Annotated in this window: 15 protein-coding genes; 7 read left to right on the forward strand and 8 right to left on the reverse strand. The window is 55.6% G+C overall.

Annotated features, from left to right (window positions below; translation table 11 throughout):
• The first annotated feature begins 6 nt into the window (after positions 1-6).
• The gene (locus FD744_RS17770; RefSeq protein WP_160868883.1) at positions 7-954 is read left to right on the forward strand and encodes an ABC transporter substrate-binding protein; all 948 of its coding nucleotides are present in this window, start codon (positions 7-9) and stop codon (positions 952-954) included.
• Between the two features lie 114 nt (positions 955-1,068).
• On the opposite strand, the gene FD744_RS17775 is transcribed toward FD744_RS17770, so the two are convergent.
• The 4 genes from FD744_RS17775 to FD744_RS17790 form a co-directional block, all read right to left on the reverse strand.
• Positions 1,069-2,115 (reverse strand): AI-2E family transporter, encoded by a 1,047-nt coding sequence (locus tag FD744_RS17775; protein ID WP_160868884.1) that lies wholly within the window; start codon positions 2,113-2,115, stop codon positions 1,069-1,071.
• 90 nt (positions 2,116-2,205) lie between these two features.
• On the reverse strand, positions 2,206-3,858 hold the full coding sequence (locus FD744_RS17780) for an iron ABC transporter permease (RefSeq protein WP_176505806.1): 1,653 nt from the start codon (positions 3,856-3,858) through the stop codon (positions 2,206-2,208).
• A complete protein-coding gene (locus FD744_RS17785) occupies positions 3,859-4,830 on the reverse strand; it encodes an ABC transporter substrate-binding protein (RefSeq protein WP_182056821.1) in 972 nt (323 codons plus the stop codon). It abuts the gene before it with no gap.
• A complete protein-coding gene (locus FD744_RS17790) occupies positions 4,808-5,518 on the reverse strand; it encodes an ABC transporter ATP-binding protein (protein WP_160868885.1) in 711 nt (236 codons plus the stop codon). Before FD744_RS17790 ends, FD744_RS17785 begins: the two co-directional genes overlap by 23 nt.
• Positions 5,519-5,746: 228 nt before the next feature.
• Here FD744_RS17790 and FD744_RS17795 point away from each other — a divergent pair, with 228 nt between their 5' ends.
• Complete coding sequence (locus FD744_RS17795; RefSeq protein WP_160868886.1) at positions 5,747-6,970, forward strand: MFS transporter; 1,224 nt, start codon at positions 5,747-5,749, stop codon at positions 6,968-6,970.
• A gap of 420 nt (positions 6,971-7,390) precedes the next feature.
• On the opposite strand, the gene FD744_RS17800 is transcribed toward FD744_RS17795, so the two are convergent.
• Complete coding sequence (locus FD744_RS17800) at positions 7,391-8,206, reverse strand: TIM barrel protein (protein ID WP_160868887.1); 816 nt, start codon at positions 8,204-8,206, stop codon at positions 7,391-7,393.
• A 413-nt stretch (positions 8,207-8,619) separates the two neighbouring features.
• On the opposite strand from FD744_RS17800, the gene FD744_RS17805 reads away from it, so the two are divergent.
• Both FD744_RS17805 and iolB read left to right on the forward strand, forming a co-directional pair.
• On the forward strand, positions 8,620-10,125 hold the full coding sequence (locus tag FD744_RS17805; protein ID WP_160868888.1) for a CoA-acylating methylmalonate-semialdehyde dehydrogenase: 1,506 nt from the start codon (positions 8,620-8,622) through the stop codon (positions 10,123-10,125).
• Positions 10,126-10,150: 25 nt separating this feature from the next.
• Positions 10,151-10,969, forward strand: coding sequence for a 5-deoxy-glucuronate isomerase (gene iolB / locus FD744_RS17810; RefSeq protein ID WP_038644251.1), 819 nt, complete (start codon positions 10,151-10,153; stop codon positions 10,967-10,969).
• A gap of 159 nt (positions 10,970-11,128) precedes the next feature.
• Here iolB and FD744_RS17815 read toward each other — a convergent pair whose 3' ends face one another.
• Both FD744_RS17815 and iolC read right to left on the reverse strand, forming a co-directional pair.
• A complete protein-coding gene (locus FD744_RS17815) occupies positions 11,129-11,974 on the reverse strand; it encodes a MurR/RpiR family transcriptional regulator (protein WP_034819711.1) in 846 nt (281 codons plus the stop codon).
• Positions 11,975-12,182: 208 nt separating this feature from the next.
• Positions 12,183-14,096: a 5-dehydro-2-deoxygluconokinase gene (iolC, locus tag FD744_RS17820; RefSeq protein ID WP_160868889.1), complete on the reverse strand. Its 1,914-nt coding sequence runs from the start codon at positions 14,094-14,096 to the stop codon at positions 12,183-12,185.
• A gap of 547 nt (positions 14,097-14,643) precedes the next feature.
• Here iolC and iolD point away from each other — a divergent pair.
• From iolD to iolE, 3 genes are all read left to right on the forward strand, one after another.
• Complete coding sequence (gene iolD, locus FD744_RS17825; protein WP_160868890.1) at positions 14,644-16,578, forward strand: 3D-(3,5/4)-trihydroxycyclohexane-1,2-dione acylhydrolase (decyclizing); 1,935 nt, start codon at positions 14,644-14,646, stop codon at positions 16,576-16,578.
• A gap of 149 nt (positions 16,579-16,727) precedes the next feature.
• Entirely contained in the window at positions 16,728-17,741 is a 1,014-nt protein-coding gene (locus tag FD744_RS17830) for a Gfo/Idh/MocA family protein (RefSeq protein WP_038644253.1), read from the forward strand.
• 46 nt (positions 17,742-17,787) lie between these two features.
• The gene (iolE, locus tag FD744_RS17835) at positions 17,788-18,684 is read left to right on the forward strand and encodes a myo-inosose-2 dehydratase (RefSeq protein ID WP_034819699.1); all 897 of its coding nucleotides are present in this window, start codon (positions 17,788-17,790) and stop codon (positions 18,682-18,684) included.
• 99 nt (positions 18,685-18,783) lie between these two features.
• Here iolE and glpD read toward each other — a convergent pair whose 3' ends face one another.
• Positions 18,784-20,292, reverse strand: coding sequence for a glycerol-3-phosphate dehydrogenase (gene glpD, locus FD744_RS17840; protein ID WP_160868891.1), 1,509 nt, complete (start codon positions 20,290-20,292; stop codon positions 18,784-18,786).
• Between the last annotated feature and the right edge of the window lie 72 nt (positions 20,293-20,364).

Genomic DNA, 20,364 nt, shown 5'->3' on the forward strand with positions numbered 1-20,364 from the left:
TCCCTTATGAAATGGCTGAAACCGGTAGTTTCGACGCTGTTGCTGTGCGCGGCGTTTAGTAGTCAGGCGGCGCCTGATTTGAGCAAAGTCACTCTGGTGCTGGGCGATCAGGCGCGCAATTTGCGTTCGCTGATTGAGGCCGCCGATGTCATGAAAGATGCGCCCTATCAATATCGCTGGGCGAATTTCCAGGGGGCGGCACCGCTGTTTGAAGCACAGCGTGCGGGTGCGGTCGATACCTCCTACGCCGGAGATTTGCCGGTATTGATGGCGGCGTCCGGTGGCGTGCCGTTGAAGATCATCGCCACCAACGTCGGCGATGCCGGTTCGAACGGATTGATCGTTCCGGCGGATTCGCCAATCCACAGCGTAAAAGATCTGGCCGGAAAAGAAGTGGTGGTGTCATCGGCGCGCGGCAGCATTTCGCAGCATCTGTTGTATGAGGCGCTGGAAGAAGCGCAGGTCAAACGCGATACGGTGCCGGTGCGGTTTGTTTTGCCAACCGATGCCAGTGCAGCGTTTAATTCCGGGCAGATTGCCGCCTGGGCCACGTTTGATCCCTATCTGGGGATTGCTGAACAGCACGGTGCACGCCTGCTGCGCGATGGCAAAGGGTTAACCACGGCACTGTCGTTTGTCACTGCCACGCAGAGTTCGCTGGACGATCCCGCTAAGCGGGCGGCGATTGTCGATTTCACCCATCGTTTAGCCAAAGCCCGCGAATGGGCACTGGAGCACCCGCAGCAGTACAACGCAGTCTATGCCCAGTTAACACGTCTCTCGCCGGAAAATGCGCAGAAGATTACGCCGCGCATTTCACACGGCGTTCGGGGTGTAACGGCAGAAGATGTGGCGAAAGTGCAGAAGGTGTCAAATTTGTTTAGCGAGCTGAAGATTTTGCCGAACAAAGTCGATGTGCAGGCGATTACCGATAACAGCGTGTTTACAGAATAATCGCCAATCCGGCGCGATAATCGCGCCGTTACACTTATGTGCACATCAACCTGCGCGAAGCCTCTCGCCGCGACGCTGATGTGCACATGCTGTAGCGGCGCAAACCCCTGGCTATTAACGCGGACGCGATCCCGGTCGGCCATTGCCTAACATAATCGCCAGTCGGCTGCCACCCGGCGTGGTCTCCATCAATATCTTAGTGACGCTGGTCAGTGGTACTGACAGCAGCATGCCCACCGGCCCCAACAGCCAGCCCCAGAATATCAGCGACAGAAACACCACCAGCGTCGAGAGCCCCAATCCGCGCCCCATCAGCTTTGGCTCCAGCATATTGCCAAACACCATATGAATCGCACTGAACAGCGCGACCACGAACAGCGCATCGTAGACGCCATTTAACACCAGAGCCTGAATAAACGGCGGGATGCCGGCGATGATGGGGCCGATATTGGGCACGAAGTTGAGGATAAACGCCACCACGCCCCAGAACAGCGCGAATTTCACGCCGATCAATTCCAGCACCAGCCATACCGCGAGCCCGGTGATGACGCTGACCAGGGTTTTTAGCGCCAGATAGTGGGTCACGCCTTTGAATGCGCGGTGTAACCCCGCAATGCGGATTTGCGGATTGATCATCGCGTTGCGCATTTTGTAGGGCAGATGGCGCACTTCGAACAGCATAAACACCACGGTGAGGATCAGCAGCAGCACGTTGGTCATGGCGCCGGAAAACTGTTTCAGCAGCGTGGTGGCCATATCCATCATCACATTCGGGTCGAGCCGAGCGGCTAAGGCTTCCGTGGAGACATTGATATGAAAGCGAGCGGCAAAGTGCTGCACCACGCCGAGTTTTTGTTCCAGCATGCTACGGATTTGCGGATAGGTGTCGCTGAAGTCACTGGCCGAACTGGCCATCACGCCAACCAACAACAGGATGACGATAAATATCACGCTGATCACCGCAGTGATCGCCAGACCACGTGGCACGCCTCGACGCATCAGCAGGGTGACCAGTGGATTCAGCACAATCGCCAGAAAGCTGGCGAGCAGGAAGGGCACCAGAATTTCTGACGCAGCACGGATGCCCGCCAGAATAATCACCAGCATCGCCATTTTGACCAGCATGTTCTGGCCAATTTTTTCCTGGGGCAGGTTGTTCATTTACTCTCCTGAGTCATCAATGGCTCAGGAGAGTGTAGTTGAATGAAAGTAAGTGATTGTTTATTTAGGAATAAGCGAAACGTCAGTGTGTTATTTTCCCTGACGTTGCATTAGCGCAGTGGCGCCCAGCATCAGGGTGAGGCTGGCAAGCAGTGTCACGGTGGCCATCGCCATCCCTTGACCCACGGAACCTTGCTCGAACTGACGCCAGATAAAAATCGCCACGGTTTGCGTCCCGGCGGGTGCCAGCAGCAGCGAGGTCACCAGTTCGCGCGATGCCACGGCAAACACCATCATCATCGCGGCCAGCAGACTCGGTGCGACCAGCGGCAGGACGATCAGGCGCAGCGCCTGTAAGCGTGACGCGCCGTGCACGCGCGCCGCCGGTTCCAGCGTGGGCGCCAGTTGGCGCAGTGCACTGCTGACATAGCGTACCGGCCACGGCAGCAGCAGGCAGCTGTAGGAAAGCAGCAGAATAAACATTGTGTTGTAAGGGGAAACCGGCCAGAAGCCGCGGTTCCACAGCAGAATCAAACCGACGCCGACCACCACGCCGGGCATGGCAGCAGGCAGCAGCGCCAGGCCATCCATCATCGCCAGCAGGCGCGTTTTTCCTTCTGACACGCGCCAGGCAATCAGGAAACCGAGCAGCCCAGTAAGCAGTGCTGCGCCCAGCGCCAGCCCAATGCTGGTGGAGAAGGCCGCTAACGCATCCCCTTGCTGACTGAACAGCGCGCCGAAGTGGCGCAGCGTCAGGTTATCCAGATGCAGGCCGCCGGAAAGGGTATTCAGTAATCCACTCAGCGTCATTGCGCCCAGCGGCAGTACCACGGCGAGTAAAACGGTGAGGATAAATGGCAGCAACATCAGCGGCAGCCAGCGCCCGCCCTCGGCAAGCTCCTGCACCACCGGTTTGCCGTTAACGGCCGTGACATCGCTGCTGCCGGTCAGTTTGCGTTGCAGGAACCAGGCGGTGAGCGCCACCAGGCTCAGCATCAACGAGAGCGATGCCGCGCCCGGTAAATCGATTGGCCAGTCCGCCAGTTTGGTTTCGATACCGACCGTCATCAACGTCAGATGCGCCTGAGTGCCGAGCGCCGCAGGCACGCCGTACTCTTCAATCGCCAGCGTGAATGCCAGCAGCACGCCACCGGCTAACGCTGGCAGTGTCAGCGGCAATGTGATCTGGGCAAAAGCGCGCCAGGCTGATGCGCCGTGCACGCGAGCCACCCAGGCGAGACGCTGTCCGCTCGCCATCAATGAACGCGATACCGCAAAGTAGACCACCGGGAAGATATTCAGCGTCATCACCAGCGTCATGCCAGTGCTGCTAAACAGCAGGCTATCAAGGTTGAAGCCAGTGAGTTGTTGCAGATAGCCGTTGCGTTGCAGCGCCAGCGTCCATGACAGCGCCACGATATAGGGCGGGGTGAGGAAGGGGATCAGAAACAGCAGATCCCACATTGCCGCCCCCGGCAGACGGAACAGGCCGCGCAGTGCGCCGAGCGGTAAGCCCAGCAGCAAACTGCACAGCGCCACGCCGCCGCCGATTTTCAGCGTGCCCAGCCACATTGGTACCAGCTGTGGGTCTTCAAACAGCGCCGGTAATGCGCTGAACGCCCCACTCCAGTTCCCCTCGCCAAGCTGCGGAAACAGCGCCTGCAGCACGATAAACAGCAGCGGCAGTGCTACCAGCAGCATCAGCGCCAGCAGAATCAATCCATTCAGGGCACGCGACATCATTTACTGTCCGAACAGAGCGCCAAAGCGCTTCAGCACCGCCGAGCGCTCGCTGCTGCCATCGCTATTGGCGGGCAGCAGTTTGATCTCGGTGAACAGCGGACGCTGCGCTTTGATATCGGTACGCGCCGGCATCAGCCAGGCCTTCGCGACCTGCTCCTGGCCTTCATCCGACAGCACATAATCAACGAATTTTTTCGCATCATCAGCATGCTGGCTGCTCTTCAGAATCATCATCGGACGCGGCGCCACCACGGTGCCATTCTCAGGGAAGATCACTTTGACGCTTTCACCCTGCGCAATGTTATTATAGGTGACGTAATCCACTGCACCAAACACCGCCGCTTTCGCACCCTGCAATACTGGCGTCACCGCCTGGGCATTCGGGCCGCTCATCACCATGCCGTTGGCTTTTAACTGGTCAAACAGCTGCCAGGCTTTTTCACCTTCGCTGTTTTGCAGGCCAATCAGCAGATCGAGTGAAGCACCAGAGAGTGCCGGATCGGGGGTGGTGACTTTGTCTTTAAACGCCGGCGCAGTCAGATCCTGCCAGGTTTTTGGCTCTGGCGTGCCGCTCTTGGTGTTCCACACGATGCCGAGCGCGGAAATGCCCTGTGCCACGTAGTTGGCCGTTTTAAACTGATCCGGCACTTTGGCGGCATTGGCGCTTTCGTACGGCAACAGCCATCCACGATGTTGCAGATCTTCAGCGGTATCCCATGAGGCGGAGATCAGCACATCGGCTTGCGGATTAGCCTGTTCGGCTTCCAGACGCGCCATCACTTTGCCGGTGGTGGCCTGGAAGATATTCACTTTAATACCGGTTTGCTTTTCGAATCCGGTGGCCAGACTTTTTGATAGCGAACCCGGACCGGCGGTGTACACCGTCAGTGCCTGGGCATCGTTGATCATCATAGCGGAGGTCAAAATCATCGCGCTGATGGCTCCTGTTTTAACTGACTTGAGAGATGGCATTGCGGTCCCCTGAGAGGTGAGTAACGGAAACAATCTGGCCCTGTGCCAGGTGAATAATGCGGTCGGCGAGTGTGTTGGCTTCCTCGCGGTCATGCGTGACATAAACAGCGGTAATGCCCGCACTGCGCAGCAGCTCGGCCATGGTATGCACCAGGGTTTCACGCAGGTCGCGGTCAAGATTGGAGAGCGGTTCGTCGAACAACAAAATCGCCGGTTTAGCGACCAAAGCACGGGCGAGGGCGACACGCTGCTGCTGTCCGCCAGAGAGCAACGCCGGTTTGCGATCGCCAAAATCAGCCAGGCCGACCTGCGCCAGCGCCGCATCGGCCTGTTCACGTGCATTAGCTTTCTTGACCCCGCGCATGCGCAGCGGAAACGCCACGTTTTGTGCCACGGTCATATGCGGCCACAGAGCGTAATCCTGGAAAACCATGCCGAGGTTGCGCATTTCCGGCGCATCGCAATGATGTGCAGAGGCAGCGCAGCGATCGCCAATCCACAACTCGCCTGCCGTGGGTTGCAGCAGGCCCGCCAGTAGTTTCAGCAGCGTGCTTTTGCCACAGCCGCTCGGGCCGAGCAGCGCAATGATTTCGCCTGCGGGAATCGTCAGGGAGAGATCGTGCAGAATCGTCAGATTGTTCACTGACCATCTGAGATTTTTCAGTTCGATAGGCACGGCATGCGTCACTGGCCACCTCCGGCAAAGGAGTGGCACTGTGGCACGCGCGCCTGACAGCAAATCAGGAGCAGCATCAGATTGTGTATCCTCTTTGGGATTTGATGGGCGCGAGTGTAAGTGGGCGATATGACGAAATGATGACCACAAATTAGGGCGATCACCGGATGCAGTCGGCAGGAAAAGGCGTATAGTTAGCCTTCTATACAAATATTTAGTCACCCACGAGCGCAATCACTCATGCCTGACCAGCCTGCCGCGGCCCCTGAACACGGCCGACTTCGCCTGAATCTTCTGATCCTCTCCATTGTGAAGTTCAACTTCGCCAGCTATCTCACGATTGGCCTGCCGTTGGCGGTGCTGCCGGGCTTTGTCCATGACGGATTGGGCTACAGCGCCTTTTGGGCGGGATTGGTGATCAGCCTGCAGTACATCGCCACGCTGCTGAGCCGTCCGCATGCGGGGCGCTATGCTGATATGTGGGGGCCGAAGAAGGTCGTGGTGCTGGGGCTGGTGGGTTGCCTGATTAGCGGCATCTGTATCCTGCTTTCGGCGCTGACGGAAGGGCAGGGCGTCCTCAGCCTGATTTTGTTGTGTCTGGGGCGCGTGATATTGGGCGTAGGGCAAAGCTTCTCTGGCACCGGCACATCGCTGTGGGGCGTGGCGCGCGTTGGGTCACTGCACATTGGCCGAGTGATTTCCTGGAACGGTATTGTCACCTACGGCGCGATGGCGATCGGTGCGCCGCTCGGTGTGGTGATTTTCCGCAGCGGCGGTTTACTGCTGCTTTCAGGCATTATTATCGCCATCTGCGTGCTGGCGATTGCGCTGGCGCTGCCGCGTGCGCCAGTGAAAGGCAGCAAAGCCAAACCGCTGCCGTTCCGCGATGTGCTGGGCAAAATCTACGGCTTCGGCCTGATTCTGGCGATGGGATCAGCAGGTTTTGGCGTGATCGCTACCTTTATCACCCTGTTCTATCAGGATAAGGGCTGGGATGGTGCTGCCTTTGCCTTAACGATGTTCAGCGCCGCCTTTGTCGGTACGCGTCTGCTGTTCCCCAACGCGATTAATAAGCTCGGTGGCTTGCGCGTCGCCAGCATCTGTTTTGCCGTTGAAGCGGTCGGACTGTTTCTGGTGGCCGGATCGTTCGACCCGTGGATGGCGAAAATGGGGGCGTTTCTGACCGGTGCAGGTTTCTCGCTGGTGTTCCCGGCGATTGGTGTGGTGGCGGTGAAAGTGGTGCCCCAGCAGAACCAGGGCAGCGCGCTGGCGACCTACACGGCGTTTATGGATTTGTCGCTAGGTATCACCGGACCGATTGCGGGTTTTATCATGAGTTACGCCGGGGTGTCGCTGGTCTATCTGCTCACCGCGCTGCTGGTATGTCTGGCGCTGTTCTGCACGCTACGCATGATGAAGCGGCTGCCACAAGAAGCGGCTGTGGAAATCAAAGAAAATGCCTGACTTCTATGAATAAAGCACCCTCACATCATTCATCCCAATCGCTCAGGCGCATCTAAACAGGGTCTTCAATCGTTCAGGCATCATCTAAATAGTTTACGTCAGAGCAAGGCGGCAAGTTTGTAAGTCCCCAGAAGCTTACGTCCGTCAGTAATTAGGGTGAGAGCAAACGTTGTTAAATCGCTCAGGCATCCTCTAAATAGTTTACGTCAGAGCAAGGCGGCAAGTTTGTAAGTCCTCAGGAGCTTACGTCCGTAAGTGACTGGGGCGCACAAACGCGGCCAACGCAGCTATGACGTAAAATATGACGAGGATGGAAAAAAGGGCCTCCGACCGAGGCCAACACTAACAAAGTGTGTCTTGTTATGGACACAGATAAGGGTAGGGGAAACGGCGGCACACACCCTCGGCCGCCGTTATAAATCAGGCTTGCAGCAACTCAATACTCTGGCGAATTTCGCGCTCAATCGCTTTCGCGCCCCACTTCTCCAGCTCCGAGGAGAATGGCTCAAAGGCGTAAATGCCCTTATAGCCCAGCATCTCCAGACGCTTCACTTGCGCCACGCTGTTCAGCACATCGCGGTCGCTCAGCATAATGCGCTCTTCATCCGTCAGTGCCGCCGTTGGGCGGGTATCTTCCACGCCTGAGAGATGCACTAAGCCAATCTGGTTCACCTCAATTTCCTGCGGGAACTCCTGCTCGGCGTTCTCGTAAAGGTGATGATGGAAGGTATCCAGCAGCAATTTAAACGGCACGCCCGCCTGCTTAATCAGCTTTTGCGTCTGCACCGCAGAGCGCAGTGAACTCACCGGGAAGCCCAGCGGCTCAACCAGCCCCTGAATACTGTATTCAGCGAAGCGCGGTGCCAGGATCTGCAACGCCTCCAGCGTTTTCTCTGGTGCGATGGCAATACCCTCGTTCAATGGGCACATCACCAGCGCTTTGGCTCCAATGGCTTTCGCTTCTTGCAACATCGCTTCGGCTTTGCTCAACAGCGCGTCATCAGGGCGGTTAAACGGATAGAGCGCGTTAATGGTCTCGATCTCGATGTGATACTTATCCGCCAGCGATCGCAGCTGCGATGCGCTCAGACCATCGGTGACCTTGCCGCCCGGCATATCGTTACGCAGTTCCACTTTGCTCAAACCCAGTCGCTGAACTAACTGGAAAAAGGCTTCAAGTGAGAGCGCGGGCGCAATTTTACGGTTGATACAGAAACGGGTTGGATCGATGGCCATGTGTGGCTCCTGTAATAGGATACGGTTCAGATGCTGCAAAGAAAACATTTATTTCATTGTTAGTGAATTATGAAATATCAGATATTGGATCTTCCTCGCAAAAATTTCATATTTCGTTTCGCGTAACATCATGCTGGCGTGATCTCAGTGGAAATTGTGTGGTCACAGAGGGTTATGATTGCGTGTCGGCAAGAGAGGCAGGGCGCCGATCGAGCGAGGTTTGCGGCCTTGCTGCAGGGAAGGCGGGAAAAATGCGATCCATGCCGCTAAAAGGAAATTTTCCAAAAAGAAGTATTTGAAAAATTTATTTCATTGTAATAGCTTCATAGCACGCTTTTCGTATTGCCTGGTCAGGTGGCGTTGCAGTGATAACCGACTGCCTGCAGGGAACTTCACATCAAAGAGGCAACGACATGACTATCGTAGGAAACTTTATCGGCGGCAAGATTACCCACAGCGCCAGCAATGAAACCATCCCGGTATACGATCCAGCCACCGGCAAGGTCGCGCGTGAACTCACGCAGAGCACCGCTGCTGAAGTGGAAAAAGCGATCGAAATCGCCCATGCCGCGTTCCCTGAATGGTCGAAAACAGCGCCGCTGCGTCGTGCCCGTGTGATGTTCAACTTCAAAGCACTGATGGAAAAACACCGTGACGAACTGGCTGCGCTGATCGTGTCTGAGCACGGTAAAGTGTGGTCGGATGCGTTGGGTGAGCTGACGCGCGGTATCGAAGTGATCGAGTTTGCCTGTGGAATCCCGCATCTGATCAAAGGTGAAAACTCACCAAGCGTCGGCACCGGCGTGGATTGCTACTCGCTGATGCAGCCGGTTGGCGTGGTCGCGGGTATTACGCCCTTCAACTTCCCGGCGATGGTGCCACTGTGGATGTTCCCAATCGCCCTGGCGTGCGGTAACACCTTTATCCTGAAGCCACCGGCGCTGGATCCATCAGCCTCTGTGCGTATGGCTGAACTGCTGAAAGAAGCGGGACTGCCGGATGGCGTGTTCAACGTGGTGCACTCCTCTAACGAAGATGCTGAGCAGCTGTACAAAGATCCGCGTATTGCGGCAGTGAGCTTCGTCGGTTCTTCCGGCGTGGCCGAGCATATCTACAAAACCGCCAGCGCCCACGGCAAACGTGTGCAGGCGTTTGGTGCGGCGAAAAACCACGCCATCGTGATGCCAGATGCCGATCTGGATGCCACTGTGAATGCCATCATGGGCGGCGCGTTTGGTTCTGCCGGTGAGCGTTGCATGGCGCTGCCTGTGGTTGTTGCAGTGGGCAATGATACTGCTGACAAACTGATTGCGCGTCTGACACCGCTGATCAAAGCGCTGCGCATCGGCCCCGGTATCCAAAAAGGTGCTGAAGAGAACGAAATGGGCCCGGTGGTTTCTGCCGCGCATCAGAAGAAAGTCCTGGGCTACATCGACAAAGGTGAAGCCGAGGGCGCAAAACTGGTGGTGGATGGTCGTGGCGTAAAAGTCGCAGGCCATGAAGAGGGTTATTACGTGGGCGGCACCCTGTTTGATAACGTTACCCCGGACATGGTGATCTGGCGCGAAGAGATCTTCGGGCCGGTATTGAGCATCATGCGTTCTACTGATTTTGACAGTGCACTGAAGCTGGTCAACAGCCATGAATTCGGTAACGGCAGCGCCATCTTCACCAGTAACGGCCACACTGCGCGTGAGTTTGTGCAGAACGTGGAAGCGGGCATGGTAGGCGTTAACGTGCCCGTGCCAGTGCCAATGGCGTTCCACAGCTTCGGTGGCTGGAAGCGTTCGGTGTTTGGTGCGCTGAACGTGCACGGTCCAGACGGCGTGCGTTTCTACACCCGCATGAAAACCGCCACCGTGCGCTGGCCGAGCGGTCAGCAGACTGTTTCAGAGTTCAGCATGCCAACGCTGGGCTAATCTCGCTTAACTTAGGAGATCGATGATGTCTTTGATTTCGAAAGCGCAGCAGCCAGACAGTAATGGTCGTATCCAGCACGTCACGCCAGAAAGTGCGGGCTGGGAGTACGTCGGCTTTGATGCCTACCTGCTGAAGAAGGGCCAGAGCCTAAAGCTCAGCAGCGGCGATAAAGAACTGTGTTTGGTGTTGGTGGCGGGTTTTGCCTCGGTAAAAACCCGCAACGCGGAGTTCCCGAACCTGGGTAAGCGCCTGTCACCGTTCGAGCGTATTCCACCGTACTCGGTGTATGTGCCGCACGATGATGAAGTAGAAGTCTACGCCGATAGCGATCTGGAGCTGGCGGTGTGTAATGCACCGAGCAAAGGCAATCTGCCTGCACGCCTGATTGCACCGGAAGATGTGGGGGTGGAGCAGCGTGGTAAAGGACGCAACCAGCGTCTGGTGCACAACATTTTGCCGGATAATAAAGAAGCCGACAGCCTGCTGGTGGTGGAAGTGTATACCGACGAGGGTGCGACCAGTTCGTACCCCAGCCATAAGCACGACCAGAAAACCAGTCCGGATGAGACCTATCTGGAAGAGACCTACTATCACCGTTTCGATCCAGAGCCAGGCTTCGCGATGCAGCGCGTGTATACCGACGACCGTTCACTTGACGAGTGCATGGCGCCGTATAACCGCGATGTGGTGACCGTCCCGCGTGGCTACCATCCGGTGGCCACCATTGCGGGTTACGACAACTACTATCTGAACGTGATGGCCGGTCCGGTGCGTTTGTGGAAGTTTACCTGGGAGAAAGACCACGCCTGGGTGAACAGCGATAAGTACCCGCGCAGCAAATAAAGTCGCAGGTCGCCATAATGGCGACGCTACCGACTAGCGATACGCTTGTCGTTGGGTGCACAGAGATGTGCACCTGGCAGCACACCGCAAGATATGAATGACAAATGTAAAAAGGGCAGCCAAATGGCTGCCCTTTTTGATGTACAACGTCTGGCGAAGTTATTCGCCGGTGCCGGTATTATTGAGCGCTAATGAAACCGCCAGCGTCTGTGCCAGGCAGAGGGAGGCAACCTGCGAACGGAAGCCATCCACCTGCGCTTCGCGCACCACAAAGCACACATCGCTGAAGGCGGCCAGTGGGCTTACCTGGCTGTCGGTAATAGCAATCAGATGTGCGCCGCGCTTGGCACCCAACTCAACCAGCTCAACCGCTTCACGCGCATATGGCGAGTAGCTAATGGCAATCACCACATCTTTGGGATTCACCATGCTCAACTGCTCGGTGAACATGCCGCCGAGACCGTCGATCAGAAACGCACGACGCTCCAGATGGCGCAGCGCATACACCAGATAGGACGCAACGCTGAAGGAGCGACGCAGGCCAATGATGTAGATATTCTCCGCTTCATCCAGCATCTTGACCGCTTTATTCAGCTGGTCCGGATTGACCTGCATCGCTAACTGCTGCAATGCCTGGCTGTTCACCATAGTAAAGACGTTGAGGATTTCTACCGGGCTTTCAGGCGAGCTGGCGCTGTCATCAGTGGCAGTCTGGCGGAACAGGCGAGCACGCTCGGTGTAGTTCACGGTTTCTTCCATCAGGTGCTGACGGAAAACCTGTTTCATTTCGTTGAAACCGCTGAAACCAAAGGCGTTGGCGAAGCGGATCAGCGTGGAGGGCGGCACATCGGCCTGTTGCGCGATGGAAGCCACGGTATCGAATGCAATGCTGTTGCTGTTATCAAGAATATAACGAGCCACCTGCTTCAGGCGTTTACTCAGCGTCTCATAGCGACGACGGATATCGTCCTGTAACAAGGTTAATTGGGTTGGATTGTTGGTCATGACTTCGGCCCGTCAAAAAATGAAAATATGGCTGGATAATGAGCGCTATAGTACCAGATGGATGGAAAATTTCATTTGTTTGACGCTATCGTGACGCTTATTTCATCGGTTTATGAAATGCCTCACAAAAAGAAGTGATTAGCGGCAGTGCTGATGCCCATAAAAAAAGCGGCCCTTATGAGCCGCTTTGGTACTGCTTTAACGCCAATCAGCCACGCGCGGCGCGCCAGTAACCAATCAGTCGCAGATAGTTGCCTTTCACCGTTTCAATCAGCGCTTTGTCATCCAGCTCGCCGTTGAGCCACTGACGTGACGGTTGACCGAAGATGGTTCGGCCGACGGCGAAGCCTTTGACCCACGGTGCCTGCGCTGCAGCGGCGAAACCGGCTTTCAGCGTCTCTTCCGGCGCATCAAGGCCGAGCAGCAGAATGCCGCGGCAGTGGGGATCGTTCTGTTCGATCAACCCGCTGATAGCCTGCCAGCTCTCTGCCGACAGCGGTGGCAGTTTCCACCAGTCCGGCTGAATGCCCAGGCTATAGAAGTGGCTCAGCATGTCGTAATAGTACGATTCATTACGGTCCGGATTGCTCTCCGGCAGAATCAGTTCCAGCAGCAGCTCATGCCCGCTCTTGTTACAGCCGTTCCACACATCGAGTACCAGTTCATCCTGCTCTTTACGCAGCTCGGCGCTGTCGTGCGGATGGTAGAACACCAGGCATTTCACCACGTGCTCTGCTGGCCAGTCGACCAGTTGCGAGCCGATGTTACCGTGCTCCAGACGCAGGGGACGCGAGCTTGGTAGTTCGATAGGTCGGCCAATCCACCAGTTTTTGCCGGTAATCGCGTTCAGTGCTTTCTGGCCGTAGGTGGTATCCGCCAGAATCCCACTCTTCTCATTTAAGCCTGCTTCGTTGGCCGCTTCCTGCGCCGCCTGCAACAGCAGCAGTTTCAACTGTGGGATCTTATCTTCACTGACGCCTGCTTCACGGGCCATATCGGCCAGCTGTTTGCGATGGTCGAACGCGAACACGTTGAGTTCTGGCCACTGCTGTTTACGCGTGGTGACGCGGTGCAGATGGTTGAGACGCGCATCCAGATCCGGGCGTTTTACGTCTTTGTCGCGACCGAGGAAATCGTCCAGCTCTTCTTTGGTTGGCATCGCTGGCGCGCAACCATGGCGTGAGACTACCAGCGCACCACAGGCGTTGGCGTAGCGGCAAGCCTGTTCCCAGCTTTCATCATTCAGCCAGCCGCGCAGCAGGCCAGACATAAAGGCATCGCCTGCACCCAGCACGTTCAGGACTTCAACGCGAACGCCGGTTTGCAATTTCGTCTGCTCCCAGCTGTCCGGGATATCACCTTCAAACACCACGCACCCCAGCGGTCCACGTTTACAGACCAGCGTGGCTTTACTTGCCTGGCGCACATTTTTCAGTGCTGTCAGCGTATCCGTACTGCCGCCGGCAATGTGGAACTCTTCTTCCGTTCCTACCACCAAATCGAAATAGTGCAGCACTTCCTGTAGCTGTTTCGTGACTTCACCGGATTCAACGAAACGCGTTTCGCCATCGCCCAGTGACGTCAGCCCCCACAGCACCGGACGATAATCGATATCCAGTGCGGTGCGCAGACCATTTCGCTTGGCGATATCCAACGCTTTCAGTACTGCAGCGCGGGTTTGCGGATGTGAAAGATGCGTACCGGTGACCGCGACAGCGCGAGAAGAGGTGATGAATTCCTCTTTAATGTCATCCGGCACCAGGCCCATATCGGCACAATTGTCGCGGTAGAAGATTAGTGGGAAGGTATCTTCATCTTTAATACCGAGGATCACCAGGCCGGTCAGGCGGTTTTTATCGGTGATCAGCCCATCGGTGTTACAACCCACGCGCTGCAATGCTTCTCGCAGAAAGCGGCCGTTATGTTCATCCCCTACGCGCGCCAGCATGGCTGATTTCAGGCCCTGAATGGCTGTTCCATAGGCCACGTTACCGGAAGAACCGCCCAGATATTTATTAAAGCTGGTCATATCTTCCAGACGTGATCCGATTTGCTGACCGTAGAGGTCGACGGCGATGCGTCCGATACAAATCACATCAAGCCGCTTCTGTTGTGTACTCATACCTGTGGTTTCCTTCTGTGATAAGCAGACACTGGGGCGAAAACGCCCAACATCAAGCGCTATGCTTCCGGGTTCTCAAGGTGCCTGATTGGCTATGGTGGCAGTATGAGGAATAAAAATTCCAAATACAATATGAAATGAAACATCCATCGCGATTTTGTGACCGAGGTAAAACTCTGCACGATGCGCTATCACGGCATGCTGTTTAGCATCGGTTTCACTGATGCTATGGCTTGTGAGCCAGTTCGCAGGAAAATGGCTGTGAATAAAGGAAGCTACTGAAGTGAAATGAAATTTCGCTATCTTGTTAAAATGCTATTTTGTCATTTCACTTTTTCCCCTGCAACGGCCTTCGCTGGCAACGTTTCATCGCTGAATTTGATCTCCATCGCAAAATGAAATGTTTCTTCTGTAATTACGTTTAATGAAAAAAATATTTGTTTATAATCGCCACACGTTTCACTTATCCGCGGGTGCCGTCACGGCAGCGAAAACCCGAACCGCGTTGTACCTCACGTCAGGTACCAGCATGTAAAGGAAGAAGCATATGGGCACAATCAGACTTACCACGGCACAGGCGCTGGTGAAATTTCTTGATAACCAGTATCTGAACGTTGACGGCGTTGAAACCAAATTTGTGAAAGGCATTTTTGCCATTTTTGGCCACGGTAACGTGCTGGGACTGGGGCAAGCGCTGGAGCAGGACAGCGGCGATCTGGTGGTGCATCAGGGTCGTAATGAACAGGGCATGGCGCATGCGGCGATTGGTTTCGCCAAGCAGTCGCTGCGTCGTCAGATTATTGCCTGTACCTCTTCAGTGGGACCGGGCGCGGCGAACATGATCACCGCAGCTGCCACGGCGACCGCGAACCGCATTCCTTTACTGCTGCTGCCGGGCGATGTGTTCGCCACGCGTCAGCCCGATCCCGTTTTGCAGCAGATCGAGCAGAGCCACGATCTCAGCATCAGTACCAACGATGCCTTCCGAGCGGTGAGCAAATACTGGGACCGCGTTAGCCGTCCTGAACAGCTGATGACTGCCTGTATTAATGCCTTGCGTGTGCTGACCGATCCGGCGGAAACCGGTGCCGTGACCATCGCGCTGCCGCAAGACGTGCAGGGTGAGGCCTGGGACTTCCCGGAATATTTCTTCCAGAAACGTGTGCATCGTCTGGATCGCCGTCTGCCGACAGCTGCTCAGTTGGAAGATGCGCTGTCGCTGATTGCGCGTAAACACAAGCCATTGATCATTGTCGGCGGCGGTCTGAAATACTCCGACGCGGGCGCGGCGCTGCTGAAGTTCGCCGAGCGTTTTAACATTCCGTTTGCGGAAACTCAGGCCGGTAAAGGCACCATCGTCTCGGATCATCCGCTGAATGTCGGTGGCGTTGGCGAAACGGGCTGTCTGGCGGCCAATCTGCTGGCGAAAGAAGCCGATCTGGTGATTGGTATCGGTACGCGCTACACCGATTTCACCACCGCCTCGAAATGGATTTTCCAGAATCCAGAGGTGAACTACCTCAACATCAACGTCAGCAACTTCGACAGCTACAAGCTGGATGCAGTGCAGCTGTTAGCGGATGCACGTGAAGGTTTGACTGCACTGGAAAGCGGCCTGAAAGGCTTTGAAAACCACTGGGGCGGTCAGGTTGAGCAGGCACAAAGCAAGCTACTGAAAGAGACGCAGCGTGTGTATGCCGCCACTTATAGCACCGACGATTTTATTCCCGAAATCGCCGATCACATTGACCGTGAAGCGCTGTTTACTGAGTTTGAGCGCCTGACGCAGTCAGTGCTGACGCAGAGCAGCGTGCTGGGCACCTTAAACGAGCAGCTCCCAAAGGATGCAGTGATTGTCGCGGCAGCGGGCAGTCTGCCGGGCGACCTGCAACGCATGTGGCGCACCAAAGATTACAACTCGTACCACGTTGAATACGGTTATTCCTGTATGGGCTACGAAGTCAATGCCGCGTTGGGCGTGAAGCTGGCCCAGCCGCAGCGTGAAGTCTATGTGATGGTGGGAGATGGCTCGTTCATGATGTTGCACTCCGAGCTGGTCACCTCGATTCAGGAAGGCGCGAAAATCAACGTGGTGCTGCTGGATAACATGACCAACGGCTGTATTAACAACCTACAGATGGAACACGGCATGGACAGCTTCACCACCGAGTTCCGTTTCCGCAACCCGGAAGGCGGCAAGCTGGATGGCGGCTTTATTCCGGTCGATTTCGCGGCGATTGCGGGCGGTTACGGTTGCAAAACCTATCGCATTACCACGCTGGAACAGTTGGAAGCTGCACTGATTGACGCGCAGAAACAGACCGTTTCAGTGCTGTTCGACATCAAAGTGCTGCCAAAAACCATGATTCACAAATATTTCAGCTGGTGGCACGTTGGTGTGGCTCAGACTTCAACGTCTGAACGCACGCAGGAAGTGGCCGACAAACTTAACGTGCATATCGAACAAGCACGTAAGTACTAACACCCTTTTTAGGCCGGCGTTCGCCGGCCTTGTTTAACCCTATGTCCCCCAAATAATTCGAGAGTCAGGAAGGCGGCCAACGAGAGCAGCCAACGCACCTGCATCTTGAAATATGAAGGGCATACTTATCCGACTCTACAGGTGTAATTATGACGCTCAAACTCGGTGTAATTGGTACCGGTGCAATTGGTCAGGATCACATTCGTCGCTGCAACAATGTGTTGCAGGGCGCGAAAGTGGTGGCGGTTTCAGATATCAACGTGGAAGGGGCCCGCGCGGCGCTGCAGCGTCTGAATATCGAAGCTGAGGTGTATCAGGATGGTCATCAGGTGATTAACTCGCCGGAGGTGGATGCCATTCTGGTGACATCATGGGATCCGACCCACGAAGAATTCACCCTTGCCGCCATTGCTGCTGGCAAGCCCGTGTTCTGCGAGAAGCCGCTGGCGATGAGCGCCGAAGGCTGCCGTCGCATCGTTGATGCCGAAATCAAACACGGTAAACGCCTGGTGCAGGTGGGCTTTATGCGTCCGTACGATTCAGGCTATCGCGCGTTGAAGAAAGTGATCACTGACGGTGAAATCGGCGAGCCGCTGATGCTGCACTGCGCGCACCGCAACCAGAGCGTGGGCGAAAATTACACCACCGATATGGCAATCACCAACACCCTGATTCACGAGCTGGACGTGCTGCGCTGGTTGACCGAAGACGATTATAAATCGGTGCAGGTGGTGTTCCCGCGTTCCACCTCGAAGAGCCATGCCAAATTGAAAGATCCGCAAATCGTGCTGTTCGAAACCCAGAAGGGCATTCGTATTGATGTCGAGATCTTCGTGAACTGCGCATACGGCTACGACATTCAGTGTGAAGTGGTGGGCGAAGAGGGCATTGCCAAACTGCCTGAGCCTTCATCTATTCAGATGCGTAAAAACGCGCGTCTCGGCAATGCGCTGCTCACTGACTGGAAAGACCGTTTTATCGAGGCTTACGACGTTGAGCTGCAAGCTTTCATCAATGACGCCACGGCGGGCAAGTTGACCGGGCCTTCCGCCTGGGATGGTTTTGCTGCCTCCGTTGCGGCGGATGCCTGCCATAAAGCCCAGAACAGCGGCGCTATCGAGCCGGTGACCATGCCAGCGCGTCCAGACTTTTACGCCAAATAACTGAGCCTGTGCGCTAACACTTCTCTCTCAGAATCAGGGAATTGAAATGAACAAAGACAATGTAAAACTGGCGATTGCGCCAATCGGCTGGACCAACGATGACATGCCAGAGCTGGGCAGCGAAAACACCTTCCAGCAAACCGTGAGTGAAATGGCGCTGGCAGGCTTTACCGGCAGTGAGGTCGGCAGCAAATATCCGAAAGATCCGGCAGTGCTGAAACCGATGCTGGAAATTCGCGGTATTCAGATCTGCAATGCCTGGTTCAGCACCTTCTTCGCCAACGGCGACAAGGCGAAAACCATCGACGAGTTCACCCAGCACATGAACTTCCTGCACGCCATGGGCGCGCGCGTGATTGGCTGCTCTGAGCAGAGTAAAAGCATTCAGGGCACCACGCTGGCAGTGCTGGAGCAGAAGCCGATCTTCACTGACGAAGAGTGGCGTCTGACAGCGGAAGGCTACAACGAGTTGGCTGAGATCGCGGCGAAGAAGGGCATGCGCGTAACGCTTCACCATCACATGGGGACCGGCATTCAGACTCCAGCGGAAATCGATCGCTTTATGGAATCGACCAATCAGAATGTCGGCCTGCTGTATGACACTGGCCACATCTACTACTCCGAAGGCTCACAGCAAGCGATGCTGGATGTGCTGACCAAATATCTGCCACGTATTTTCCACGTGCACCTGAAAGATGTGCGTGACAGCGTGGTGGCGGAAGTGCGTGAAAAATCACTGTCGTTCCTCGATGGCGTGAAGAAAGGCACCTTCACCGTGCCGGGCGACGGCGTGATTGATTTCAAACCGGTGTTCAAAATCCTCGACGATTACGGCTACAAAGGCTGGATGGTGGTGGAAGCGGAACAGGATCCGGCGCTGGCCAATCCGTTCGAATATGCGGTGAAAGCGCGTAAATATATTCGCGAGAATACCGGCTTATAAGTTCAATGATGCGCGATTTATCGCGCTCTTTTGACCGTCAGACACAATAAAAAAGGCCGTTATCCCTTGCAGGATAACGGCCTTTCTATTTGGCCTGGATTATGAAGCCAGCGACAGCGCCGGTTTCTGACCGTTGACCGCCAGCCACTCACGAATGCGTGCCTGCTCGGCTTCTGTCAGCCACATACCTTGTTTGGTACGACGCCAGATTGCGTCATCCAGTTCGCGCACCCACTCGTTTTTCACCAGGTAGCGCAATTCAGCTTCATAAAACTCGTGACCGAAGTTCTCGCCCAGATCCGCCAGACTGCTTGCGCCTGCCAGCAGTTCTTCGGTGCGGCTACCGTAGGTACGGGCAAAGTGGCGCGCCATGCCTTCGCTGATAAACGGATAACGACGACGTAAGCCTGCGGCGTAATCTTCACGGGTGCCAGAGAAATCACCGCCCGGCAGTACTGCTGATTTAGTCCAGGCTGGGCCGGCGTTGGGATAGTACTTCGCCAGTTTCTCCAGTGCGTGCTCTGCCAGCTTACGATAGGTGGTCAGCTTACCGCCAAACACCGACAGCAGCGGCGCCTGGCCATTGTCGTCATGCACATCCAGCGTGTAATCACGGGTGATGGCCTGCGGTGAATCCGATTCGTCATCACACAGCGGACGCACACCAGAATAAGTCCAGACGATGTCATCTTTGCTCAGCTGCTGTTTGAAGTGTCCGTTAAACACTTTCAGCAGATAGCTGATTTCGTTGTCATCGATCTTCACCTCTTTCGGATCGCCTTTGTACTCCACATCCGTCGTACCGATGATAGAGAACTCGTCCATCCACGGAATCACAAACACGATACGGTTATCTTCGTTCTGCAGGATATAAGCCTGCTTTTCACGGTGTACGCGCGGCACCACAATGTGGCTGCCTTTGATCAGACGAATGCCATAAGGTGATTTCAGTTTCAGACCATCGTCGAACAGTTGCTTCACCCATGGACCAGCGGCGTTGACCAGGCCTTTAGCGCGCCAGGTGAAAATTTTGCCGGTATCGATATCTTCCGCTTCCACCATCCAGAGACCGCCTTCGCGCCATGCACGGTTGACGCGGGTGCGGGTGCGCACTTCGCCACCCTGTTTCACCACTTCCTGCGCGTTGAGCACGACCATGCGCGCATCATCCACCCAGCAGTCAGAATATTCGAATCCGCGCGTGATCTCAGGCTTAAGGGCCGATTCCGCGCCAAAACGCAGGCCTTTACTGCCCGGTAAGGTGGTGCGTTTACCCAGGCGGTCGTACATAAACAGGCCAAGACGGATCATCCACGCCGGACGCAGATGCGGGCGATGTGGCAAGCGGAAGCGCATTGGGAAGGCAATGTGCGGTGCCATTTTCAGCAGCACTTCACGTTCAGCCAGCGCTTCGCCCACCAGACGGAATTCGTAATGTTCCAGGTAGCGCAGGCCACCGTGGATTAATTTAGAGCTGTTGGAGGAGGTTGCACAGGCCAAATCCCGCGCCTCCAGCATCAGCACTGACAGTCCGCGTCCTGCAGCGTCCACTGCAATGCCGGCTCCGTTAATGCCGCCGCCGATCACGATCAGGTCTTTGGTTTCCACGTCATCTCCTCCGATGTTCGGAATAGTTCTAAAATGTTCGTTTTCGAGCGTAATAATAATCGGAAACCAACA

It is taken from the genome of Pantoea sp. Taur (genome assembly GCF_009830025.1).
GTDB classification, from domain to species: Bacteria; Pseudomonadota; Gammaproteobacteria; order Enterobacterales; family Enterobacteriaceae; genus Pantoea; species Pantoea communis.

Bases quoted from the DNA above. Each gene is read 5' to 3' on its own strand.
- iolC (WP_160868889.1), bottom strand. From the start codon at position 14,096: ATGAGTACACAACAGAAGCGGCTTGATGTGATTTGTATCGGACGCATC.
- FD744_RS17800 (WP_160868887.1), bottom strand. From the start codon at position 8,206: ATGGCCATCGATCCAACCCGTTTCTGTATCAACCGTAAAATTGCGCCC.
- FD744_RS17780 (WP_176505806.1), bottom strand. From the start codon at position 3,858: ATGATGTCGCGTGCCCTGAATGGATTGATTCTGCTGGCGCTGATGCTG.
- FD744_RS17830 (WP_038644253.1), top strand. From the start codon at position 16,728: ATGACGCTCAAACTCGGTGTAATTGGTACCGGTGCAATTGGTCAGGAT.
- FD744_RS17805 (WP_160868888.1), top strand. From the start codon at position 8,620: ATGACTATCGTAGGAAACTTTATCGGCGGCAAGATTACCCACAGCGCC.
- FD744_RS17775 (WP_160868884.1), bottom strand. From the start codon at position 2,115: ATGAACAACCTGCCCCAGGAAAAAATTGGCCAGAACATGCTGGTCAAA.
- iolB (WP_038644251.1), top strand. From the start codon at position 10,151: ATGTCTTTGATTTCGAAAGCGCAGCAGCCAGACAGTAATGGTCGTATC.
- iolD (WP_160868890.1), top strand. From the start codon at position 14,644: ATGGGCACAATCAGACTTACCACGGCACAGGCGCTGGTGAAATTTCTT.
- iolE (WP_034819699.1), top strand. From the start codon at position 17,788: ATGAACAAAGACAATGTAAAACTGGCGATTGCGCCAATCGGCTGGACC.
- FD744_RS17795 (WP_160868886.1), top strand. From the start codon at position 5,747: ATGCCTGACCAGCCTGCCGCGGCCCCTGAACACGGCCGACTTCGCCTG.
- FD744_RS17785 (WP_182056821.1), bottom strand. From the start codon at position 4,830: ATGCCATCTCTCAAGTCAGTTAAAACAGGAGCCATCAGCGCGATGATT.
- FD744_RS17815 (WP_034819711.1), bottom strand. From the start codon at position 11,974: ATGACCAACAATCCAACCCAATTAACCTTGTTACAGGACGATATCCGT.
- FD744_RS17770 (WP_160868883.1), top strand. From the start codon at position 7: ATGAAATGGCTGAAACCGGTAGTTTCGACGCTGTTGCTGTGCGCGGCG.